This window comes from Streptomyces sp. Ac-502, from assembly GCF_045222935.1.
Taxonomy (GTDB): Bacteria; Actinomycetota; Actinomycetes; order Streptomycetales; family Streptomycetaceae; genus Streptomyces; species Streptomyces monomycini.
Genome location: NZ_JBHFFO010000001.1, coordinates 9531134 through 9547858 on the forward strand (window position 1 = coordinate 9531134; position 16725 = coordinate 9547858).

Genomic DNA, 16725 nt, shown 5'->3' on the forward strand with positions numbered 1-16725 from the left:
GCCGGGTGGGCGCCCGGGAGGACGCCCGTCAATGTGCCGGACCCCGCCGACAGCGCCCCGACATCCGACCGACAGGCCTCGGTACGCCCCCGCACGCGGGCCGACGGCACGGCGCCGCAGGTCGCCCAGCCTGCGCGTCGAGCTGGCCGTGTGTTGTACGGGAGGCGATGGTGGGCACGTGGATCACATGAGTGACATCGGATTCTTCGCCCGCAGATTCGGACCCCCGCCACGTGAGGGCCGTCCGGTCATGGTGCTCGTCCACGGACTCGGACTCTCGGGGCGGTACTTCGTGCCGCTCGCGCGCCGGCTGGCCGAGAGCGGGGCGACCGTCGTGGTGCCGGACCTGCCGGGCAACGCGCGTTCGCGGGCCGCCGCACGCCGCGCACCCGATGTCGAACAGCTCGCCGATGCCTTGGCCTGCCTGCATCAGCGGCTGTCGTCGGACCCGAGCCTGTTCGTGGCCAATTCCGTCGGCTGCCAGGTGGCCGCGGCCCTGGCTGCCCGCCATCCTCACCTGGTGAGCCGCCTGGTGCTGGTCGGCCCGGCGCTCGAACCGAGGGTTTCCGGTTGGCGCCAGTTCGGACGGCTCGTCGCGGACGTCCCCGGAGAACCCTTCAGCCTGCTCTGTCTGGCGGCGTTCGACTACCTGGTCACCGGCCCGCTGCGCTGCGCCGCCTCCTTCCACCGCTCGCTGCGGGACGCGGCCGAGTCATTCGAGGTGAACCTGTCCCACGTCCGCGCGCCCACGCTCGTCGTACGCGGAGCAGGTGACACCATCGCCTCCGGCACATGGACCCGGCGCGTGGCAGGTCTGGTCGCCGACGGCCGCGCGGAGGAGATCCCGGGCGCGGCCCACGCGGCCCACTACAGCGCGCCGGACGCCATGGCCGTACTGATCGAAAAGTTCACGGCGGGAGAGACCGGATGAAGTCCTCGAAGACGTCCGGCCACGCACCGTCCGGGCACACGAAACGTCCCTCACCCTGGCTGCGCCTGCTGCCAGGCATCTCCCCGAAACGCCGGGGCTTCATCCTGGCCTGGTGGGGATTCGCCGTCACCTTCGGCGGAATGCGTCTGCTCACCTGGCTCATCCACATCGACGTGGCCGGGGTCGGCGACATGCAGGCCGGCGGCGTGCACATCCACCACTACGTCTGGGGAATCCTGCTGCTCGCGGTGGTGGGCGCGGCGAGCCTGGCCGATCGCACGGCACGGGCACGCGCCTGGATGGGACTGGCCTACGGGGTGGGCCTGGCCCTCGTGGTGGACGAAGCGGCGCTGCTGATCAGCCTGGAGGACGTGTACTGGGACACGGAGGGCGGATTCAGCATTGCCCTGGCCATCGCTGTGATCGCCGTCGCCGGCAGCGTCCTCGCGATGACACGGGGGCGGCGCGCCTCGAAGAACGATCCGGAGGACGATGGATGACGCTGATGGCTGTCACTTCCGGGCCTTCCGCCGGAAGAAAATCCGTAGCACCGAGTCTGCGGCTCAGAGATGAGCCCGAATCTGCTTGACGGGATGCCCCAGCCCGTCCGCCAGTGCCGCCAGCTCGTCCTCGCTGAACCAGGCGCGCTCAGGGTTCCAGATGGCGATCTCGAAGCGGGCGAATCCCACAGGCCAGTCGTAATCCAGTGCGTCCAGGCTGGTTGTTCCCCCACAGCACGGAACATCGACCGTGAGGGCGGTGAAGCCGCCGTCGTAGCGGTCCGTGAGGGCGTCGCTCCACCACTGGGTGTCGATCGCTGCCTGGCACAGGGGGCAGCTGATCGTCTCCAGGTTGCTCCCGCAGTCGACGAAGGTCACCGCGTCGTGCCACCGCACGTTCAACTCCACGCCCCCACCGTGGCCTGCGCCGGGGACCAGCTTCTCCACGAGCGACACGACGCGCTCAACCGCATCGTGTTCCGGCTGCCACTGCGGCTCGACCGGAAAGATCGACAGGATGTCGTCGCTCATGACTCCCTCTCCTGGTCAGACACAGTGCAACATCTCCACCTGATGCTACCGAGCGCGCGTCTCGGCCCCGCGTCCACCTGAAGCCTTGCGCCCTCCCGAACCCTCACACCCTCCTGAACGACAGGAACCCTGTACCACGGATACGCGGCCTTGCAGGCGCCAGGCGCCAGCCCCCGACTTGTCGATTATCGATATGCCGCTCTAGTCTTGGGGGTATCGAAAAACGATAGGGGAGGCTGCGATGGACACGCGACTCACGAGGGCCCTGACCTCGGTGACCTTTGCGCTGGCGGTGCTCTGCGGGCTCGCCTTCATCGGCACAGGGGTCACGCACATGCTCGACGACGGGGAGGTCTGCGTGCAGACGGACTTCTGGCGCAATGCCTTCCTGTCGGACGACCTGCCGGTCGGAGAAGGCGTGAAAGCGTCCGGCAGTGCCACGCGCCTCTGCCAGGCAGGCCCTTCGGCAGGGCAGCGCGCCGCGGACCTCGGCGGCGAACTGCCCTGGCTGCTGTTCGGCTCCCTCGCGCTGCTGCTCTTCTTCCGACTGCTGAAGGCTGTCGTGCAGCAGGGGCCGTTCACTGACACGGTGTCACGACAGCTCTCCGTACTCGGCTGGTTCGTCACCGCGGGCACGCTGCTGGCCGGCCTCGTCGCCGGGTGGTCACAGTCCTGGCTCGTCGGCAGCATGGCGCCGGTCGCGGGTTCCGGGCCGACGGTCACCGGACCACTGGTGCTCGTTCTCGCCGGACTCGCCGCTGTGATCATGGGTAAGATCATGCGCGAGGGCGTGCACATGAGAAAGGACCTCGAAGGGACCATCTGATGCCCGAAGAGGAGTTCCACGCGATACGGATCCACCTCGACCGACTCCTCGCCGAGCGCGGCATGACGCTCACGGAGCTGTCCGCGCAGGTGGGCATCACCGTCGTCAACTTGTCCGTGCTCAAGAACGGCCGGGCCAGGGCCATCCGCTTCTCGACCCTGTCGAGAATCTGCGACGTCCTCCAGTGCCAGCCGGGCGACCTGATCACCCACGACCCTACTGACTCCACCGAGCCGACCGCCCCCGTGGATCCTGCTTGAGGCTTGGAGGGACGCGGCCAACCGCGACGACTTCGCGGAAGTCGCGCGGCGGACACTCGCCGAAGTGCAAGCCGCCGGCGCCCCGTCGGTAGGCTTGCACCCCATGCCCAAAGGCCGCCAACCGTCGTCGGGACCTTCGGATCCGGAACCGCAGCACAGTCCCAGCGGCGCCGGATGGCTGCCGCACGGCTATCACTTGGCCCCCCACTCCCACGTCCAGGGACAGCTCGTGTATGCCGCGGCCGGCACGCTTGCCACCACGACCGAACGCGGCACCTGGGTCGCCCCGGCCAACCGTATGACGTGGACGCCGCCCGGCTTCGCCCACTCCCACCGTTTCTACGGCGGCACCGACGCACGCCTGTTGAACATTCCGGTCGACCTGTGCGGCCAACTCGTGGCATACCCCAGCGTGTTCGCCGTCAGCCCCCTGCTTCGAGAGGCCGTGCTGGCGTTGACGAGCGACCGGCCCGAGCCCCGCCCCGGCGCTCACGAGCGGCTGCTCGCCGTGGTCATCGACGAACTCTCCGACACCCCCGAACAGTCCCTGCACCTGCCCGCAACCAGAGACGACCGGCTCCGGGCCGTCACCGACCTCCTCCATGCCGACCCTGCTCAGTGCGCGACCCTGGCCGAGCTGGGACGCGTCGCGGGAGCCGGCGAGCGCACCCTGAGCCGTCTGTTCCACACCGAACTCGGCATGAGCTTCCACCGGTGGCGCACCACCCTGCGCATTCAGCACGCCCTGGCCCACCTCACCAACGGCATGTCGGTCACCGACACCGCGATGGCGTGCGGGTGGTCGAACCCCACCAGCCTGATCGAGGCGTTCACCGAGATCGTCGGGCAGACACCCGGAAGCTACCAAGCGGACTTGCGTAACGAACGACGGTGAGGGGCCACGCACGTCGCGACGGACAGAAGACGGGCTCCGTCGAGGTGGACGACGTCAGGTTGGCGGCTTTCCGGTATCCCGCGTGCATTCGCCGGTGGTCGACGCCACCTGCCGGGGCCAGTGTGGAGGGCAGCGCGCCGCACCACCCGGGCGGCACGGCCGTTCACGCTCTCCCGCGTTCGGCCCCGCACCGCACTCTGCAAGGAGCTGGAAAACACATGACTGAAACCGGCAAGGACACAGCCGTCGTCATCGTCGGAGGCGGAGTCGCCGGACTGGCGCTGGGTAATTTCCTTTTGCGGAAGGGGATCGATTGCGTCGTCCTGGAAAAGTACAGCCGCGCATACGTGGAGCAGCGGCACCGGGCTGGATCTCTCGACGCCTACGGGGTACGCGTGTTGCACGAGTGGGGGTTGGGCGACGTCATAGAGGGCCATAGCCACAGTTCCTCCGACGCAGGTATGCCGCTACTGAGCCTTTTCAGCGTTGCCGCTCCAGGGTGAGGACAGCCCTGGCGATTGACGTCATTCGATTCGGGCTGCAGCGGGCGTGACGGAAGATCCTCCAGGTCTTCAGCCGGGCGACACCACGCTCGACCGGGACTCTTGTGCGGGCGAGCGCGTGATTGACGGTCTTCTGGGTCAGGGTGAGCTCTTGGCGGGGTCGTCGTTTGACCGCCGTGGTCAGCCAGGGGCCGGCTCCTTGGTAGGCGAGGTCGGCCACGAGTGGGACGCCCTGGCGTCCGCAGATCCTGATGATCCGGTGGGTGCGGGCGGCGGTGAGGTCATGGGTTCGGCCCGGCAGAGCGGGCGAGAGCCACAGCAGCCGTCCCGCCGGATCCGTGACCACCTGCACGTTCACTCCGTGACGCCGGTGCCTGGCCGAGTAGTCCGCCTGGCCGTCGCCGACGCGGTCGCACTCGACAAGAGTCCCGTCGAGCAGGGCGAAGCCGGGATCGCTCTCCCGCAGGACCTTGAGCAGGCCCGGCGCACGGACGGCGAGCAGAGTGATGACGGCGCCGACGTAGGCGTGAGCGGTCCCGACGGAGATGCCGAAACCGGCCGAGAGCTGGGCAAGCGTGTCGTGGCGGCGCAGGTACACCAGACCGATCAGGGCACGCTGGTGCGGCGGGAGCTTGCACCGGCGGTCACCTTCGCGGGTGACGATGAGCATCGTGACCCACTCGACCACGGCGTGCGGCAAGTCGAGTGCGGCAGGATAAGGAACCAACGAGGCACCTGCGCTGTTGAGTCGAGACGTTGAACACCTCCCTCAACGGCACGGGTGCCTCGTGCGTTGCGCACCGCCTCACCATCACCCGATCAGTGGGCAGACTGAAAAGGCTCACTGATCGACGGAGAGAAGCGGCAGTGGAAGATGGGTGGCGCCGTGGATGGTGTCGACGGTGTGTACTGCCCCCAGCGGACCCTCGTCCGGAACCTCGTCAAAGTCTTTCTCCGTGACGGCGGCGACCTGCGCTTCGAGGCCGAAGACATCTCACTCCACGACATCGACACCGAGCACCCCCTCGTCCACTACCGGGACGCCGACGGCGTGACACAGACCGTCAGCTGCGACTTCGTCGCCGGCAGCGACGGTTACCGCGGCGTCAGCAGGACAGCCATCCCCGCCGACGTCCTCACCTGCTCCACCCATGAGTTCGGATACGCCTGGCTGTCCGCCATGGCGGAGGTCCCGGCGGACCCCCTGGCCGTGCTGGCAGTGCACTCCCGCGGTTTCGCCGCGCAGATCACTCGCGGCGCGAACACAAGCCGTCTCTACCTCCAGTGCCCGCTCACCGACACCACCGGACAATGGCCGGACGAGCGGATCTGGAGGGAATTGGAAGCTCGTTTCGGTGCGCCCGTGGCACCCAAGGGCCCGATCACGAGCAAGCAGGTCGTGCCGCTCCGCGGGGTGGTCTTCAGCCCTATGAGTCACGGCAAGCTCTACCTGGTCGGGGACGCCGCGCACCTCATCTGCCCGATGAGCGCGCAAGGGATGAGTCTCGCCCTGCACGACGCCGATGTGCTCGCCCACGCGCTGACCCAGCAGATCGAGAAGCACGATTCCAGTCTGCTCGACAGCTACTCCGACACCTGCCTGAACCACACGTGGGAGCGGCAGGCATCCGCGGTCTGGGTGACCGAGACGGTGCACGACTCCGGGGACGCTTCCTACGAAGGGGAGTTCCGCAAGCAGATCGCCCGAAAGAGCCTGGAAGCCCTGCTGGAGCCGGTGGTGATGTCTGGCGTGGCCGGGTAAATCCGGCTGGCTTTGACGGGCCGGCCTTGGCCGGGAGGCCGACGGCCAAGGCCGGCCCTTCGCCGTTATGCCGTAGCAGGTCAAGCGTCGAAGGCCTGGTCACGCTCCTTCCCGCGGGATATCCGCTCGCGTCACGCCGTCAACTCACGCTGGCGGACGTCCGCAATGTGCCGGACCTGCCCATCGCCCGCTGGCCTCGGCTGGACGGGTCCTACCCGGACGGGCCCGGACCGGAGGTACGTACCCAGTCACAACTCGCTCAGCTCGTGGCGCTGGGGAAGACACTGCTCGTCATCCCGGCCTCCAGTCGTGCCTGGCAGTGGCCCGACCATGTCGCGGCGCCCGTCACCGACGCACCGAACGTCACCACCGTGCTCGCATGGCCTCCCCACAGCCATTCATCGGCCAACGGGCCGTAGGCGTATCCATCATTCACCGCGAGACGGGCAGGCCCGCGACCGCGCACTCGCCCTGGAGCTACCGGAAACCGCCGAACTGGCTCGCCATGGAACGCGTAGCGGCCCGCACGGCGTGCGCGGTATCCATGGCGTGAGTGCGTGCTCGAAATCCAGCTTCCCGCCGGAAGCCGATCGAACGACGTCCAGGGCCGCAGCGCAGCAGATCCCGATAAAGATTCTGGTGCCGCTCACCTATCAGCGAGGGATCGAAGCGAGCGGAGTTCTTCAGCGCCGCCTCACCCATGCTCCGCCGCAGTTGGTCGTCGCCCACGAGCTTCAGCAGTGCCTTGGCCATGGCGTCGACCTGGCCGGGCGGCACCAGACAACCGTCGATACCGTCCTCGACGATTTCACGAGGCCCCACAGGGCAGTCCGTCGAGACCACGGGCAGACCACACCACACCGCATCGCCTCGACGATGGTCATGCCGAACGACTCGCGATCAGAAGCAGAGGCGGCGATCGAACCTTTCACCCATTCCGGTTCCAGCGGATCGACCTTGCCCATGAGCTGCGTATGCTCACCCAGTCCGAGTTCATCGATCAGTTGGGTGAGCGCTTCTTTCTCGTTGCCCGTGGTGTCACCTTCGCCGAAGACGCGGAGACGCCAGTCCGGGTATTTCTCGGCCACCTCGGCGAACGCCTTCACCAGAATGTCGTACCGTTTGAGCGGGATCAGTCGTCCCGCGGCGAGGATCACCTTGCCGCTACCGTCAGCTGACGCGACGGACGTCCGGGGAACGCTGTTCGGTATCGCCTCCACCCGCACCCCCGGCAGATTGAGCTGCCGATACGACCGGGCGTCGAATTCGGAAACGGTGGTGACGGCGTCCAGCAACTGATAGCGATGGCGTATCTCGTGCCGCAACCGGAAACCATGCCCCGAAAAGGTCAGGTGCTCCTGCCCCACGCGGACACCGGCCGGGCGGGCCTGGCGAGCGGTGTGTGCGTTGACAGACGCGGCACGCAGATCCACGAGAGGGGTGAGTCCCACCTTCGCCGGAACACCCATGATCGGAACATCGCGGTGCCGGAACACCGAGACGATTTCCACGTCATGCTGCTCGGCCAGAACCGAAGCCAGATTGTACGTGGCTCGAATCGTGCCGCCGATGCCGTAATCGTTGTGCATGAGAAAAACGATGTGCATGAGTCGTTTAACTTTAAAAGCAACGTGAGTTCAATTCGGCCGTATCCGTCCTGGTCATGCGAGGAGAAGACGAGGTGGCCCGGCACGAAAGAAGCTCTCGTCGGCAGTCCACTCGAAATGACCGGGTGGCGCCGACGGGCCGGCCGGACTGCCTCTTCCCGTCCGGGCATGGCAGGCGGAACGGCAGCAGCACGCGCAGCGGTGCTTCCCGGCGCGGTACCGGAAGAGCTGGACGGCCGCATTCTGCGCACACCGACCCGAAGAAAACCTGAAGATCCGGTGGCTACGGGGTGTGCGGCCGGCTGCGGGCCGCCGGTGTCACCACACCCGTACTGATGCTGACCGCGAAGGACGGCGAGCACGACGAAGCCGAGGGGTTGGACACCGGAGCCGACGACTACCTCACCAAGCCGTTCTCCTGCGTCGTCCTCCTCTCCCGGCTGCGGGCACTCCTGCGGCGCGGCGGCCGCGCCGGCACTGCGTCCGTACTGTCCTACGGGAACCTGTGGGCCGACCTGGCCACTCGCCGGGCGGACGCGGCGCCACGGCCGTCCACCTCACCGGCAAACAGTTCGGCGTGCTCGTCGCGCTGATGCGCGCCGAGGGGCGGGTGCTGTCCAAGGGCGAAATCCTCGACGAGGTGTGGGATTCGGCCTTCCGTGGTGACGCCTCGACCGTAGAGGTGTACGTCTCCGCTCTCCGCCGCAAGATCGACGCCCCTTATGGGACGCGTTCGATCGAAACCGTTCGCGGCTACGGCTACCGCCTCGCCCCCACCGGGAGCACCAGTGACTGAGCACGAGCCCCTCGGGCAGACCGCCCAGCTCGCCGCGGTGCAGGCCCACACCACCGCGGCGACCGAGGCGACCATGGACCAGAGCCACGTCTTCGAGCAGGGTTTCTGGCCCAAGGTCGAGATCGACGACAGCGGTCGTCTGCACCCTGCTCCAGGCATCGCCGTCCCCCTGGACGGCCTGGCCGAACTCCTGCCGCCCACCCCGCCCGACGCCGGCCCCACCTGGTCCCGCACCGTCACCCTCAGCGCCGAGCGGACCCGTGATCTCGCGCGGCGGTGGCCCGCCCAGAGCGAGCCCGCCCTTCCCCGGGGAAACGATCCGGCTGCTGAGACCGTCCGGGAGCAGGTCCGCCAGCGCATCGATCGCCTGCTCCACCGGGATCTGATCGCGGTCGCCGCCCATTACACCCTCCCCGACCACCGCTGTACGGACCCGGTGGATGCGCCCGGCAGGTGCCGGCGCACGGTCTACCACCTGGTCCCGCCCGAAGACACCGACGCGGCTGTCGCCACCCTCGACGTTCCTCTGAAGGCCGGCGTCCCGGCCGTGACCCTGATCGTGGCGGCCACCGCCTGGATCACCACACGCCGCTCCCGCAGACCCGTCGAGGCCATCCGGGCGCAGGTGGCGGACATCGCCGACACCACCGATCTGCACCGGCGGGTCCCTGTCCCCGTCGCCCGCGACCGGATCCGTGCGCTGGCCGAGACTGCCAACACGACCTTGAACCACCTCGAAGAAGCCGCCGAACGGCAGAGCCGTTTCGTCGCCGACGCCTCCCATGAACTCCGCTCGCCCCTCACGGCCCTGCACACCCAGCTCGAAGTCGCCCTCGCCCACCCCGAACACCTCACCGACGCCGTCCACGACGCTCTCACAGCCACCCACCGGCTACGCCGCACTACCGACGACCTCCTCTACCTCGCACGCCCCGACACACCCGGCCCCGGGGATGTCGTCGACCTGGTCGAGATCGCCCACGAACTCGCACACGAATACGCTCACCGCGGTCACCCGGTCGTTCTGGGGCCCTTCCCCGAGGAAGCCCCCGCAACGGGAGATGCCCTCCAACTCCACCGGCTCCTGCGCAACCTCCTCGACAACGCCCACCGGCACGCCACCCAACCACGTCACCCTCACCGTCACCCGGCGCGGGCCCGGGTGGGACATCTCCGTACACAACGACGGCACCCCACTCGCCCCCGAAGACCTGGAACGGGTCTTCGAACGCTTCACCCGCCTCGACGAGGCCCGCGGCCGCGACACCGGTGGCAGCGGGCTGGGCCTGGCCATCGCCCGCGACATCGCCCAGCGCCACCACGGCACCCTCACCGCCCACACCCACCACCCCCACCCCGGCACCACCTTCACCCTGCACCTCCCCGCCACTCACGACGCCGGCTGAGGCTTGCCCCGAATAAGGCTGTGAGCTGGGGGTTCGCCTGACGGTACGGTCGTCGGGTGGAGGCGAAGAGAGTGAGCGAGTGTCCGTTGCACGGGGCCGGTGTGCGTCCTGATCACCTGGTCGGGCGGCGGCTTGAGCAGGTGGTCGCCTCGTGGCACCGGTACGGCGCGGAGGCCCCGTCCGGTCCGCTGGACGTGTGGCTGATCGACAGCGAGGCGGTCGCCACGCACGTCACGACTGGTTCGGACTGGTGCCTGCCCGTGGAGACGTCGGCTCCCGTCGCGGGGTACGACATGGCGGAGTCGGGCCGCGTCGAGGTGGCACCGATCAGCGGCGAGACCCCGTTCGCCGCTCACCTTGGCGGCACGGTCCTGGCCGTCAGCGAAGACGGGGACCCGGACAGCGAGCGGCTCGCATTGGAGATCATCTTCGACTCCGGCCGCGTCCGGTGCGAGAGCTGGTCCGGAGCCCTTCGCCTGTCCAGCATGTGATCGGCAATCGCGGCGTCGGCGGCCTCTGCCAGGTCCGAAGCACTCACCCTCAGCTGGGCCTGCCTCGCCGCGCGGACCCCGACCCCTACGGGGCCGGCCCTCCGAACCGGTCGGCTAGCGCGAGCGGATCGCGGCCTCGATGTGGGCGAGTTGAGTGGCCAGGATCTCCTCGAACGCGGCGTGGCGGTCCGCGCCGAGGGGGCGGACGTCGCGGGCGAAGTGCGACAGGGCGGGGAAGCGTTCGGGGTCGGCGCCGAGGACCGCGACGCGGAAGAGTTCCATGCCCTGTTCGTACTCTTCGGGGGTGATGGCGCTGACTCCGGCCTCGGCGGCGATCAGCGCGGCGAGGAGGACCGCGATCCGGTGGTACCGCGTCGGAATCTCCTCGTCGGGCAATCCCGACGCGCGCAGGGCCTGCAGTAGTTCTTCCATGACCAGCCGGGAGCCGGTGCCGCTCGATGCGTAGCGTCCCCAGACCGCGGCGAGCTGCGGCTGCTGCCCGAAGGCCTCCCTCACCCGCTGGGCCAGCGACATGATGCGCTGCTTCCAGTCGCCCTCGGGGCGGTAGCTGTCCATCGCGGCCAGGAGGATCCGGTCGGCGACCGCACGCAGCAGTTCGGTCTTGCTGCGGAAGTGCCGGTAGAGGCTGGAGGAGTCGGTCCCCAGCGCCGCGGCCAGCTTGCGCACGCTGAACGACTCGGCGTCGCTCGTGCGCAACAGTTCCGCTGCCGCGTCCAGGATCTCTTCGGTCGACCAGCGCCTTCGGGCTGTCATCTTGCTCCTCTCGCCGAGTCTCATCCTAGCTGTGCACTTGGTGTTGCACGCACCGCGTGCATAATGAGGGCAAGAGGATGCCGGGCGAGCCGGCATACCACTCGTGCCCTGCTGCCCAGGGCCGGGCGACCGTTACGGCGCTCGCTCCTGGGAATGCGAAAGGACGCATGACGTGAAGAATCCACTGGACCCGGCGATGCTGAGCGCCGCCTTGGAAAGTGTCCATCGCGCCGGGATACCGGGCCTGTTCGCCGAGGTGTGTGATGGCGACCAGGTCTGGCGCGGCGCCGCCGGGGTCGCCGACGTCGGCACCGGCCGCCCCGTCACCGCCGGCATGCGGCACCGTGTCGGCAGCATCACCAAGCCCTTCACCGCCGCCGCGGTCCTGCAGCTGGTCGACAGCGGCCAGGTCGGTCTCGACACGTCGATCGGCCGGTACCTTCCGGAGCTGGTCCCCGGCGAACGCGGTGACGCGATCACGGTCCGGATGCTGCTGAACCACACCAGCGGCCTCGCCGAGTATCTTCCGTACGCCTACCCCTCCCTCAAGGGGTTCCCCGCCCTCGGGGACACCGGACCGCAGAGTCTGGACGACCACCGGTTCACACGGTTCGACCCGGTCGACCTGATCGGGATGGGGGTCGCCGCACCTGCCGTCGGCACCCCGGGCGGTCCGTCAGGGGTGTATTCCAACACCAACTACCTGCTCCTCGTCCAACTCCTGGAAGAGGTGACCGGCACCACGGCCGAGCGGTACATCACCCGGAACGTCATCGAGCGCGCCGGGCTCCAGAACACCGGGTTCCCCGCCGGACCGTACGTCGAGGGACCGCACTCGCGGCTCTACGAGGCATGGTTCGGCATGATCGACCCGCCGCGCGACTACAGCGTCTACGACATGTCATGGGTGGGGCCGGCGGCTTCGCTGATATCCACCGTCGCGGACCTCAACCGCTTCTTCGGCATGCTGCTGACCGGGGCGATCGTCAGCCCGTCGGCGCTGGCGGAGATGCAACGTACGGTCCCGATCATCTCCCAAGAGGGGAGGAAGATCGACTACGGCCTCGGACTGCACCCGATGGAGGGGCCCGGCCAAGGCACCTTCTGGGGACACGGCGGTACGGTCTGGGGCGGTGGAGCGCTGGCCATGACCCGTGCCGACGGCAAGCGGCGGATGGCGGTGGCGGTGAACATGCAGAGGTGGAACAGGCTCGACTCCTCCGGCAGGCCACAGCCCCACCCCATCGATCACGCGCTTGCGGCCCTGTTCCGCGTGGCGTTGTACGGCTGACCGGGCCGGGGGAGCCGGACTGGCAGGGGCAAGAAGCCCGGTGAGCGGCAGGAGCAACGAAGGGCCGGCCGGTGGCACACCCCCGTAATTCGGGTACGGCCACCAGCCAACCAGTTGCGTCATCCGGTCCACCCGCAGCTCACAGACAGCCTTCGACCACCCTCGGCCCCGCACTTCCTCGGCGGCTCTCTCAACGAGGCAACCACTCGGGGCGGGAGCTGCCGAGCCGAGGGGTGGGCTTCGACCAGCGTGGTGCGGTTTCGCTCATCCGGATGACCGGGCCGAGACTTTTGAGATCGCCGTAGGCGGTTCCGTCGTCGGTCACGGCGTAACGCTCGAACTCGTCGGCGGTCAGGCGGCCCGGGGCCTCGGCGAAGTCGTCGATCAGGCCCTGGCGTTGCAGGAGCGTCGCGGACTGGCAGAGTGAGACCTGCACGTGATACGAGCCGCCTTCGCGCGTGCGCCGGGCGAGGGCGAGCAGGGCACCGTAGCCGGCCAGGTATCCGGTGAGGAAGTCGCAGAGGTATACCGGCGTCAGCTGCGGACGGCCGTTGTTCGCCGCATCGCCCTGGATGGTGCATGCTCCGGTGACGGCCTGGGCGACCTGGTCCCAGCCCGCACGCGTCCCGAAAGGGCCGCCCGAACCGAAGCAGTTGACGCTCACGTACACCAGCCCCGGACGGAGCGTCGCGAGATCGTCGGGACCGAACCCGTGTGCCTCCATGCGGTGGGGGCGATAGCCCTCCACGAAGACATCGGCGGTGGCGGCCAGTGCGCGCAGCCGGGCCGCTTCCTCCGCCTTGGTGTAATCCAGGTGGGTACTGCGCTTGCCGTGGCTGGTGTCGCGCACGAAGGGCGGCACCTGAGGCAGCTGCGGTGCCGTCACCATCAGTACGTCCGCTCCGTGCTCGGCCAGACTGAGTGCGGCCGTCGGGCCTGCGAGGATCCGGGTCAGGTCGAGCACCCGGACCCCGGACAGCGGCTCGGAGGCACGAGCGCCACCGGGCAGGGGCTCGGGGGCGCTGTCGCCGATCTTGGTGATCTCCACGACCGGCCGCGCGGCGAGGTGGACGCCGTGCGGGTGCGCCAGCCATTCCTCCGGCGTGCGCACCACCCCGCCGCACGCCTCGGCGGCGGCGACCGCCTCTTCGAGGTCGTCCGCCTTCCACCTGCCGACCGCGGCCCGCACCGACACGGGCGTGGGTTCGCAGTGCAGCACCTCCAGCACCCGCCGTTCAAGGTGCGGAAGGTTGAAGTGCGGCAGGAACCAGCGGTCGTCGGCGGTCTGCCAGGGCTGGGTGAGCGAGACCATGTGCTCGACGTCGGGTGACAGCGGCGCGGGCCGGTACCCGCCGTCGGCGCCGCGGACGAGCGTCATGTCCGCACCGCCGAGGGCCGTCGCGGCCGCGGCGCGCACGTCGACCGCGATCCGCTGGCGGCGGCCGGTGCGCGACTCCCACAGATCGTTGGCCGCGACCGCGCGGGCCGCCAGTGCGTCGGCGAGCGTCCCGCCGATCCGGAAGGGCGAGGCGAAGAGCGGGTCCGTCCCGGTGACCGTGACCTCGCCGGCGGCCGGTCGGGGGCGGCGCGCAGCGCCATGAGTTCGTCGAAGGCGCCTGCTTTCCTGGGTGTGGTGCTCATTCTTTCTTCCCTTGCCGGCGTTTTCAGGCCTGTTGGGTCGCGTCGACCACGATGCGGCCGGTGCCGTTCCCGGCGAGGAGTTCGGCTGCCGCTTCCTGGGCGTCGGTCAGTGGTACGACGCGGGTGATGGTGTCGAGAAGCGCGGGGCGCAGGTGGCGCGCAAGGCACTGCCAGGCCGCTTCGCGACGGCTGACGGGGGTGCGGACCGAGTCGATCCCGACCAGGGAGATGCCGCGCAGGATGAACGGCAGGACATTGCCGGGGTACTCGGCGCCCGCGGCAAGCCCGCAGGTGGTGGCGACACCGGAGTGCTGAAGGCCGGCCAGCGCACCGGAGAGGACGCTCCCTCCGGCCGCGTCGATCGCGCCCGCCCAGCGCTGCTTGCCCAGGGGCCGGCCGGCCGAGGTGAGCTCCGTCCGGCCGACGATGCGGCCAGCTCCCAGCGCCGTGAGACGGCCGCCGAGCGCGTCAGGACGTCCGGTGGCGGCGATGACCTCGTAACCCGCTCCGGCGAGCAACGCGACGGCGATCGAGCCGACGCCGCCACCGGCACCGGTCACCAGCACCGGCCCGTTCCCGGGGTCCACACCGTGTCGTTCGAGTGCGAGCAGGCTCAGAGCCGCGGTGAACCCGGCCGTGCCGATCGCCGCGGCCTGCCGCGGACTGAACGGGTCGGGTACGCGGACGAGGTCGTCGCCGTTGACCACGGCAAGGTCGGCGAGCCCGCCGTGCAGTTCTTCACCGAGCCCGGCGCCGTCCAGGGTCACCAGGTCGCCTTCCCGCCAACGCGGGTGCCGGGAGGCGACCACTTCCCCGGTGACGTCGATGCCGGCCACGAGCGGGTGGCGGCGAACCACGCCGGGCCTGCCTTGCAGGGCGAGAGCGTCCTTGTAGTTGATGCTGGAGTAGTGCACCCGCACGCTCGTGTCGAGATCGTCCAGCATCTCGGTGTCGAGCTGGTCGAACGTCGCGCGCGGCCCGTCCGCCGTGTCCCGCACGATCCAGCCGGTGAATGACGTCATGCCGCATCCCGTCCTCTCCTGGTCAGTCATCTGTCGCCCTTGCCACGGTAGGAAGGCGGGACGCGCGAGGGAAATGCCTGTCCCTGCCTGGCCATGCGCACTGGGCATAGCGGCTGAAAGCCCCTTAGGCTGCGGGACATGGAGGTAGAACTGCGGCACCTGCGCGCGTTCGTCACGGTCGCGGAACGGCGTACGTTCACGGCCGCGAGCCGCGAGCTGCTGATCACTCAGCCGGCGCTGTCCCGTACCGTCCAGCAACTGGAGGAGACGGTCGGGGCGCGGTTGCTGGACCGCACATCGCACGGCGTCGAACTCACCGAAACGGGCGGCGAGTTGTTCGAGCGGATGCGCGGTGTGCTGCGCGACCTCGACGCGGCCCTGGCCGCCGCGGGTGGGCATGCGGGGCTGCGGATCGGCTTCCAGTGGGCCTTGCCCGACCCGTGGACCAGCGACCTGCTGGCCGCGTTCGAAACCGCTACAGGCGCGAGGGCGACCCTCCTGCGGCGTGACGACATCGTCGCCGCCCTGCACTCGGGCGATGTCGATGCCGCACTGGTACGCGGCGACGTCCATGCCTCCGGCGTCACCGGCACGCTGCTCTTCGAAGAGGACCGGCTGGCCGCAGTCGCCGCCGGCTCGCCACTCACCACCGGCGACGAGCTGGACTGGTCGGAGCTGTCCGCGCACCCCTGGTCGTCAACACCGTCAGCGGAGCGACGAGCCCGGATGACTGGCCGCCGGAGAAGCAGCCTGCCCAGGTGGTCGAATGCGGTAGTTACGACGAATGGCTCGCCATCATCGCCGCTGGTCGTGGCATCGGTTCCACCACGATCTCAGCCGCCCGGGCCCACACCCACGCCCGCGTCACCTACCTGCCCCTGCGGCACGCCCCGCGAGTCGCCCTCCACCTGCTGTGGCCGACCCGCCGCACGAGCGACCCGCTCCTGCGGCGCTTTCGCGAGCTGGCCCACTCCCTTGTGTGAAGCTGTGTGAAACCCGTCGCGCACTGCTTCTCCGAGGAGCGGCAGCTACGTCGAGGCCAATTTCGACGGCGCCCTTGCCTCCTGGAGCGCGTACTTCAATCGCGCCGATGACATCGGCTCGATGAATGTCCAGGCTGTGCTGCGAGACAGGTGCGTACGACTGCGCCGCTTCAGGGATGATCGGTGCCTTGACCACCGTCTTGAGGGCTTCCTTGGGGAGGCCATCACGCATCGCGAGATCACGCCACAGCGGATACGTACGGGCATTGACCATCCTCGGACCTCTCTGCCTGACCTGGCGCCACCGCCCGGCCGCTACCGCCGGGACGACCGTAGGGCGCACCGGACCCGAGCGAGGCGCGCTTCTCGAAATCGACTGGCCTTGCTCTTGTCGGGACTGCTGCGCGGAGGACAATTCTTCGTTACGACAAGAACCGGCCGAGCAGCGGTGTGCCCCGTCCGGACGTCCACGGCACGTACGGATCTCTGCGGACCACCTGCCGGGC

At 69.0% G+C, this 16725-nt stretch carries 15 protein-coding genes and 5 pseudogenes; 14 read left to right on the plus strand and 6 right to left on the minus strand.

Features of this window, described 5'->3' with window-relative positions; genetic code table 11:
* Positions 1–187 precede the first annotated feature (187 nt).
* Positions 188–931, plus strand: a complete 744-nt coding sequence (locus tag ACEXOX_RS43370) for an alpha/beta fold hydrolase (RefSeq protein WP_406526098.1) — start codon at positions 188–190, stop codon at positions 929–931.
* Positions 928–1431 (plus strand): hypothetical protein, encoded by a 504-nt coding sequence (locus ACEXOX_RS43375; RefSeq protein WP_406526099.1) that lies wholly within the window; start codon positions 928–930, stop codon positions 1429–1431. The genes ACEXOX_RS43370 and ACEXOX_RS43375 overlap by 4 nt, the downstream gene beginning before the upstream one ends.
* Positions 1432–1494: 63 nt before the next feature.
* On the opposite strand, the gene ACEXOX_RS43380 is transcribed toward ACEXOX_RS43375, so the two are convergent.
* Complete coding sequence (locus tag ACEXOX_RS43380; RefSeq protein WP_406526100.1) at positions 1495–1962, minus strand: hypothetical protein; 468 nt, start codon at positions 1960–1962, stop codon at positions 1495–1497.
* 241 nt (positions 1963–2203) lie between these two features.
* Here ACEXOX_RS43380 and ACEXOX_RS43385 point away from each other — a divergent pair, with 241 nt between their 5' ends.
* The 4 genes from ACEXOX_RS43385 (at position 2204) to ACEXOX_RS43400 (ending at position 4446) form a co-directional block, all read left to right on the plus strand.
* Entirely contained in the window at positions 2204–2788 is a 585-nt protein-coding gene (locus ACEXOX_RS43385; protein WP_406526101.1) for a DUF2975 domain-containing protein, read from the plus strand.
* The gene (locus ACEXOX_RS43390) at positions 2788–3048 is read left to right on the plus strand and encodes a helix-turn-helix domain-containing protein (RefSeq protein WP_406526102.1); all 261 of its coding nucleotides are present in this window, start codon (positions 2788–2790) and stop codon (positions 3046–3048) included. The genes ACEXOX_RS43385 and ACEXOX_RS43390 overlap by 1 nt, the downstream gene beginning before the upstream one ends.
* 103 nt (positions 3049–3151) lie before the next feature.
* Entirely contained in the window at positions 3152–3943 is a 792-nt protein-coding gene (locus ACEXOX_RS43395; protein WP_406526103.1) for a helix-turn-helix domain-containing protein, read from the plus strand.
* A gap of 218 nt (positions 3944–4161) precedes the next feature.
* Entirely contained in the window at positions 4162–4446 is a 285-nt protein-coding gene (locus tag ACEXOX_RS43400) for an FAD-dependent monooxygenase (RefSeq protein ID WP_406526104.1), read from the plus strand.
* Here the strand turns inward: ACEXOX_RS43400 and ACEXOX_RS43405 are convergent.
* Entirely contained in the window at positions 4424–5173 is a 750-nt protein-coding gene (locus ACEXOX_RS43405; RefSeq protein WP_406518867.1) for a transposase family protein, read from the minus strand. The two genes, ACEXOX_RS43400 and ACEXOX_RS43405, sit on opposite strands and share 23 nt — an antisense overlap.
* 159 nt (positions 5174–5332) lie before the next feature.
* Here ACEXOX_RS43405 and ACEXOX_RS43410 point away from each other — a divergent pair, with 159 nt between their 5' ends.
* Together ACEXOX_RS43410 and ACEXOX_RS43415 are read left to right on the plus strand one after the other, a co-directional pair.
* The gene (locus tag ACEXOX_RS43410; protein WP_406526105.1) at positions 5333–6208 is read left to right on the plus strand and encodes an FAD-dependent monooxygenase; all 876 of its coding nucleotides are present in this window, start codon (positions 5333–5335) and stop codon (positions 6206–6208) included.
* Between the two features lie 89 nt (positions 6209–6297).
* A pseudogene (locus ACEXOX_RS43415) lies at positions 6298–6627 on the plus strand (LysR family transcriptional regulator); the annotation flags it as partial.
* A gap of 58 nt (positions 6628–6685) precedes the next feature.
* Here ACEXOX_RS43415 and ACEXOX_RS43420 read toward each other — a convergent pair.
* Positions 6686–7815 (minus strand): annotated as a pseudogene (locus ACEXOX_RS43420) (glycosyltransferase).
* 281 nt (positions 7816–8096) lie between these two features.
* On the opposite strand from ACEXOX_RS43420, the pseudogene ACEXOX_RS43425 reads away from it, so the two are divergent.
* From ACEXOX_RS43425 to ACEXOX_RS43440, 4 genes and pseudogenes are all read left to right on the plus strand, one after another.
* Positions 8097–8611 (plus strand): annotated as a pseudogene (locus ACEXOX_RS43425) (response regulator transcription factor); the annotation flags it as partial.
* Between the two features lie 73 nt (positions 8612–8684).
* Positions 8685–9539: pseudogene (locus ACEXOX_RS43430) on the plus strand (sensor histidine kinase); the annotation flags it as partial.
* A gap of 133 nt (positions 9540–9672) precedes the next feature.
* Positions 9673–10017 (plus strand): sensor histidine kinase, encoded by a 345-nt coding sequence (locus ACEXOX_RS43435; RefSeq protein ID WP_406526674.1) that lies wholly within the window; start codon positions 9673–9675, stop codon positions 10015–10017.
* A 101-nt stretch (positions 10018–10118) separates the two neighbouring features.
* The gene (locus ACEXOX_RS43440; RefSeq protein ID WP_406526106.1) at positions 10119–10508 is read left to right on the plus strand and encodes a hypothetical protein; all 390 of its coding nucleotides are present in this window, start codon (positions 10119–10121) and stop codon (positions 10506–10508) included.
* A 114-nt stretch (positions 10509–10622) separates the two neighbouring features.
* Here the strand turns inward: ACEXOX_RS43440 and ACEXOX_RS43445 are convergent, their stop codons facing one another.
* Entirely contained in the window at positions 10623–11282 is a 660-nt protein-coding gene (locus tag ACEXOX_RS43445; RefSeq protein WP_406526107.1) for a TetR/AcrR family transcriptional regulator, read from the minus strand.
* A 172-nt stretch (positions 11283–11454) separates the two neighbouring features.
* On the opposite strand from ACEXOX_RS43445, the gene ACEXOX_RS43450 reads away from it, so the two are divergent.
* Positions 11455–12573 (plus strand): serine hydrolase domain-containing protein, encoded by a 1119-nt coding sequence (locus ACEXOX_RS43450; RefSeq protein WP_406526108.1) that lies wholly within the window; start codon positions 11455–11457, stop codon positions 12571–12573.
* 190 nt (positions 12574–12763) lie between these two features.
* On the opposite strand, the gene ACEXOX_RS43455 is transcribed toward ACEXOX_RS43450, so the two are convergent.
* Together ACEXOX_RS43455 and ACEXOX_RS43460 are read right to left on the minus strand one after the other, a co-directional pair.
* Positions 12764–13990, minus strand: a complete 1227-nt coding sequence (locus ACEXOX_RS43455) for a CoA transferase (RefSeq protein WP_406526109.1) — start codon at positions 13988–13990, stop codon at positions 12764–12766.
* Positions 13991–14237: 247 nt separating this feature from the next.
* Positions 14238–15236 carry an MDR family oxidoreductase gene (locus tag ACEXOX_RS43460; protein WP_406526110.1) on the minus strand — a complete coding sequence of 333 codons (999 nt, stop codon included), beginning with the start codon at positions 15234–15236 and terminating at the stop codon, positions 14238–14240.
* 138 nt (positions 15237–15374) lie between these two features.
* Here ACEXOX_RS43460 and ACEXOX_RS43465 point away from each other — a divergent pair.
* Positions 15375–16219 (plus strand): annotated as a pseudogene (locus ACEXOX_RS43465) (LysR family transcriptional regulator).
* Positions 16220–16725 lie beyond the last annotated feature (506 nt).

What these genes read in the sequence shown, in the direction of transcription:
- ACEXOX_RS43395 (WP_406526103.1), top strand. Translation starts at nt 3,152, where the DNA reads ATGCCCAAAGGCCGCCAACCGTCGTCGGGACCTTCGGATCCGGAACCG.
- ACEXOX_RS43370 (WP_406526098.1), top strand. Translation starts at nt 188, where the DNA reads ATGAGTGACATCGGATTCTTCGCCCGCAGATTCGGACCCCCGCCACGT.
- ACEXOX_RS43460 (WP_406526110.1), bottom strand. Translation starts at nt 15,236, where the DNA reads ATGACGTCATTCACCGGCTGGATCGTGCGGGACACGGCGGACGGGCCG.
- ACEXOX_RS43435 (WP_406526674.1), top strand. Translation starts at nt 9,673, where the DNA reads ATGCCCTCCAACTCCACCGGCTCCTGCGCAACCTCCTCGACAACGCCC.
- ACEXOX_RS43385 (WP_406526101.1), top strand. Translation starts at nt 2,204, where the DNA reads ATGGACACGCGACTCACGAGGGCCCTGACCTCGGTGACCTTTGCGCTG.
- ACEXOX_RS43375 (WP_406526099.1), top strand. Translation starts at nt 928, where the DNA reads ATGAAGTCCTCGAAGACGTCCGGCCACGCACCGTCCGGGCACACGAAA.
- ACEXOX_RS43380 (WP_406526100.1), bottom strand. Translation starts at nt 1,962, where the DNA reads ATGAGCGACGACATCCTGTCGATCTTTCCGGTCGAGCCGCAGTGGCAG.
- ACEXOX_RS43390 (WP_406526102.1), top strand. Translation starts at nt 2,788, where the DNA reads ATGCCCGAAGAGGAGTTCCACGCGATACGGATCCACCTCGACCGACTC.
- ACEXOX_RS43445 (WP_406526107.1), bottom strand. Translation starts at nt 11,282, where the DNA reads ATGACAGCCCGAAGGCGCTGGTCGACCGAAGAGATCCTGGACGCGGCA.
- ACEXOX_RS43400 (WP_406526104.1), top strand. Translation starts at nt 4,162, where the DNA reads ATGACTGAAACCGGCAAGGACACAGCCGTCGTCATCGTCGGAGGCGGA.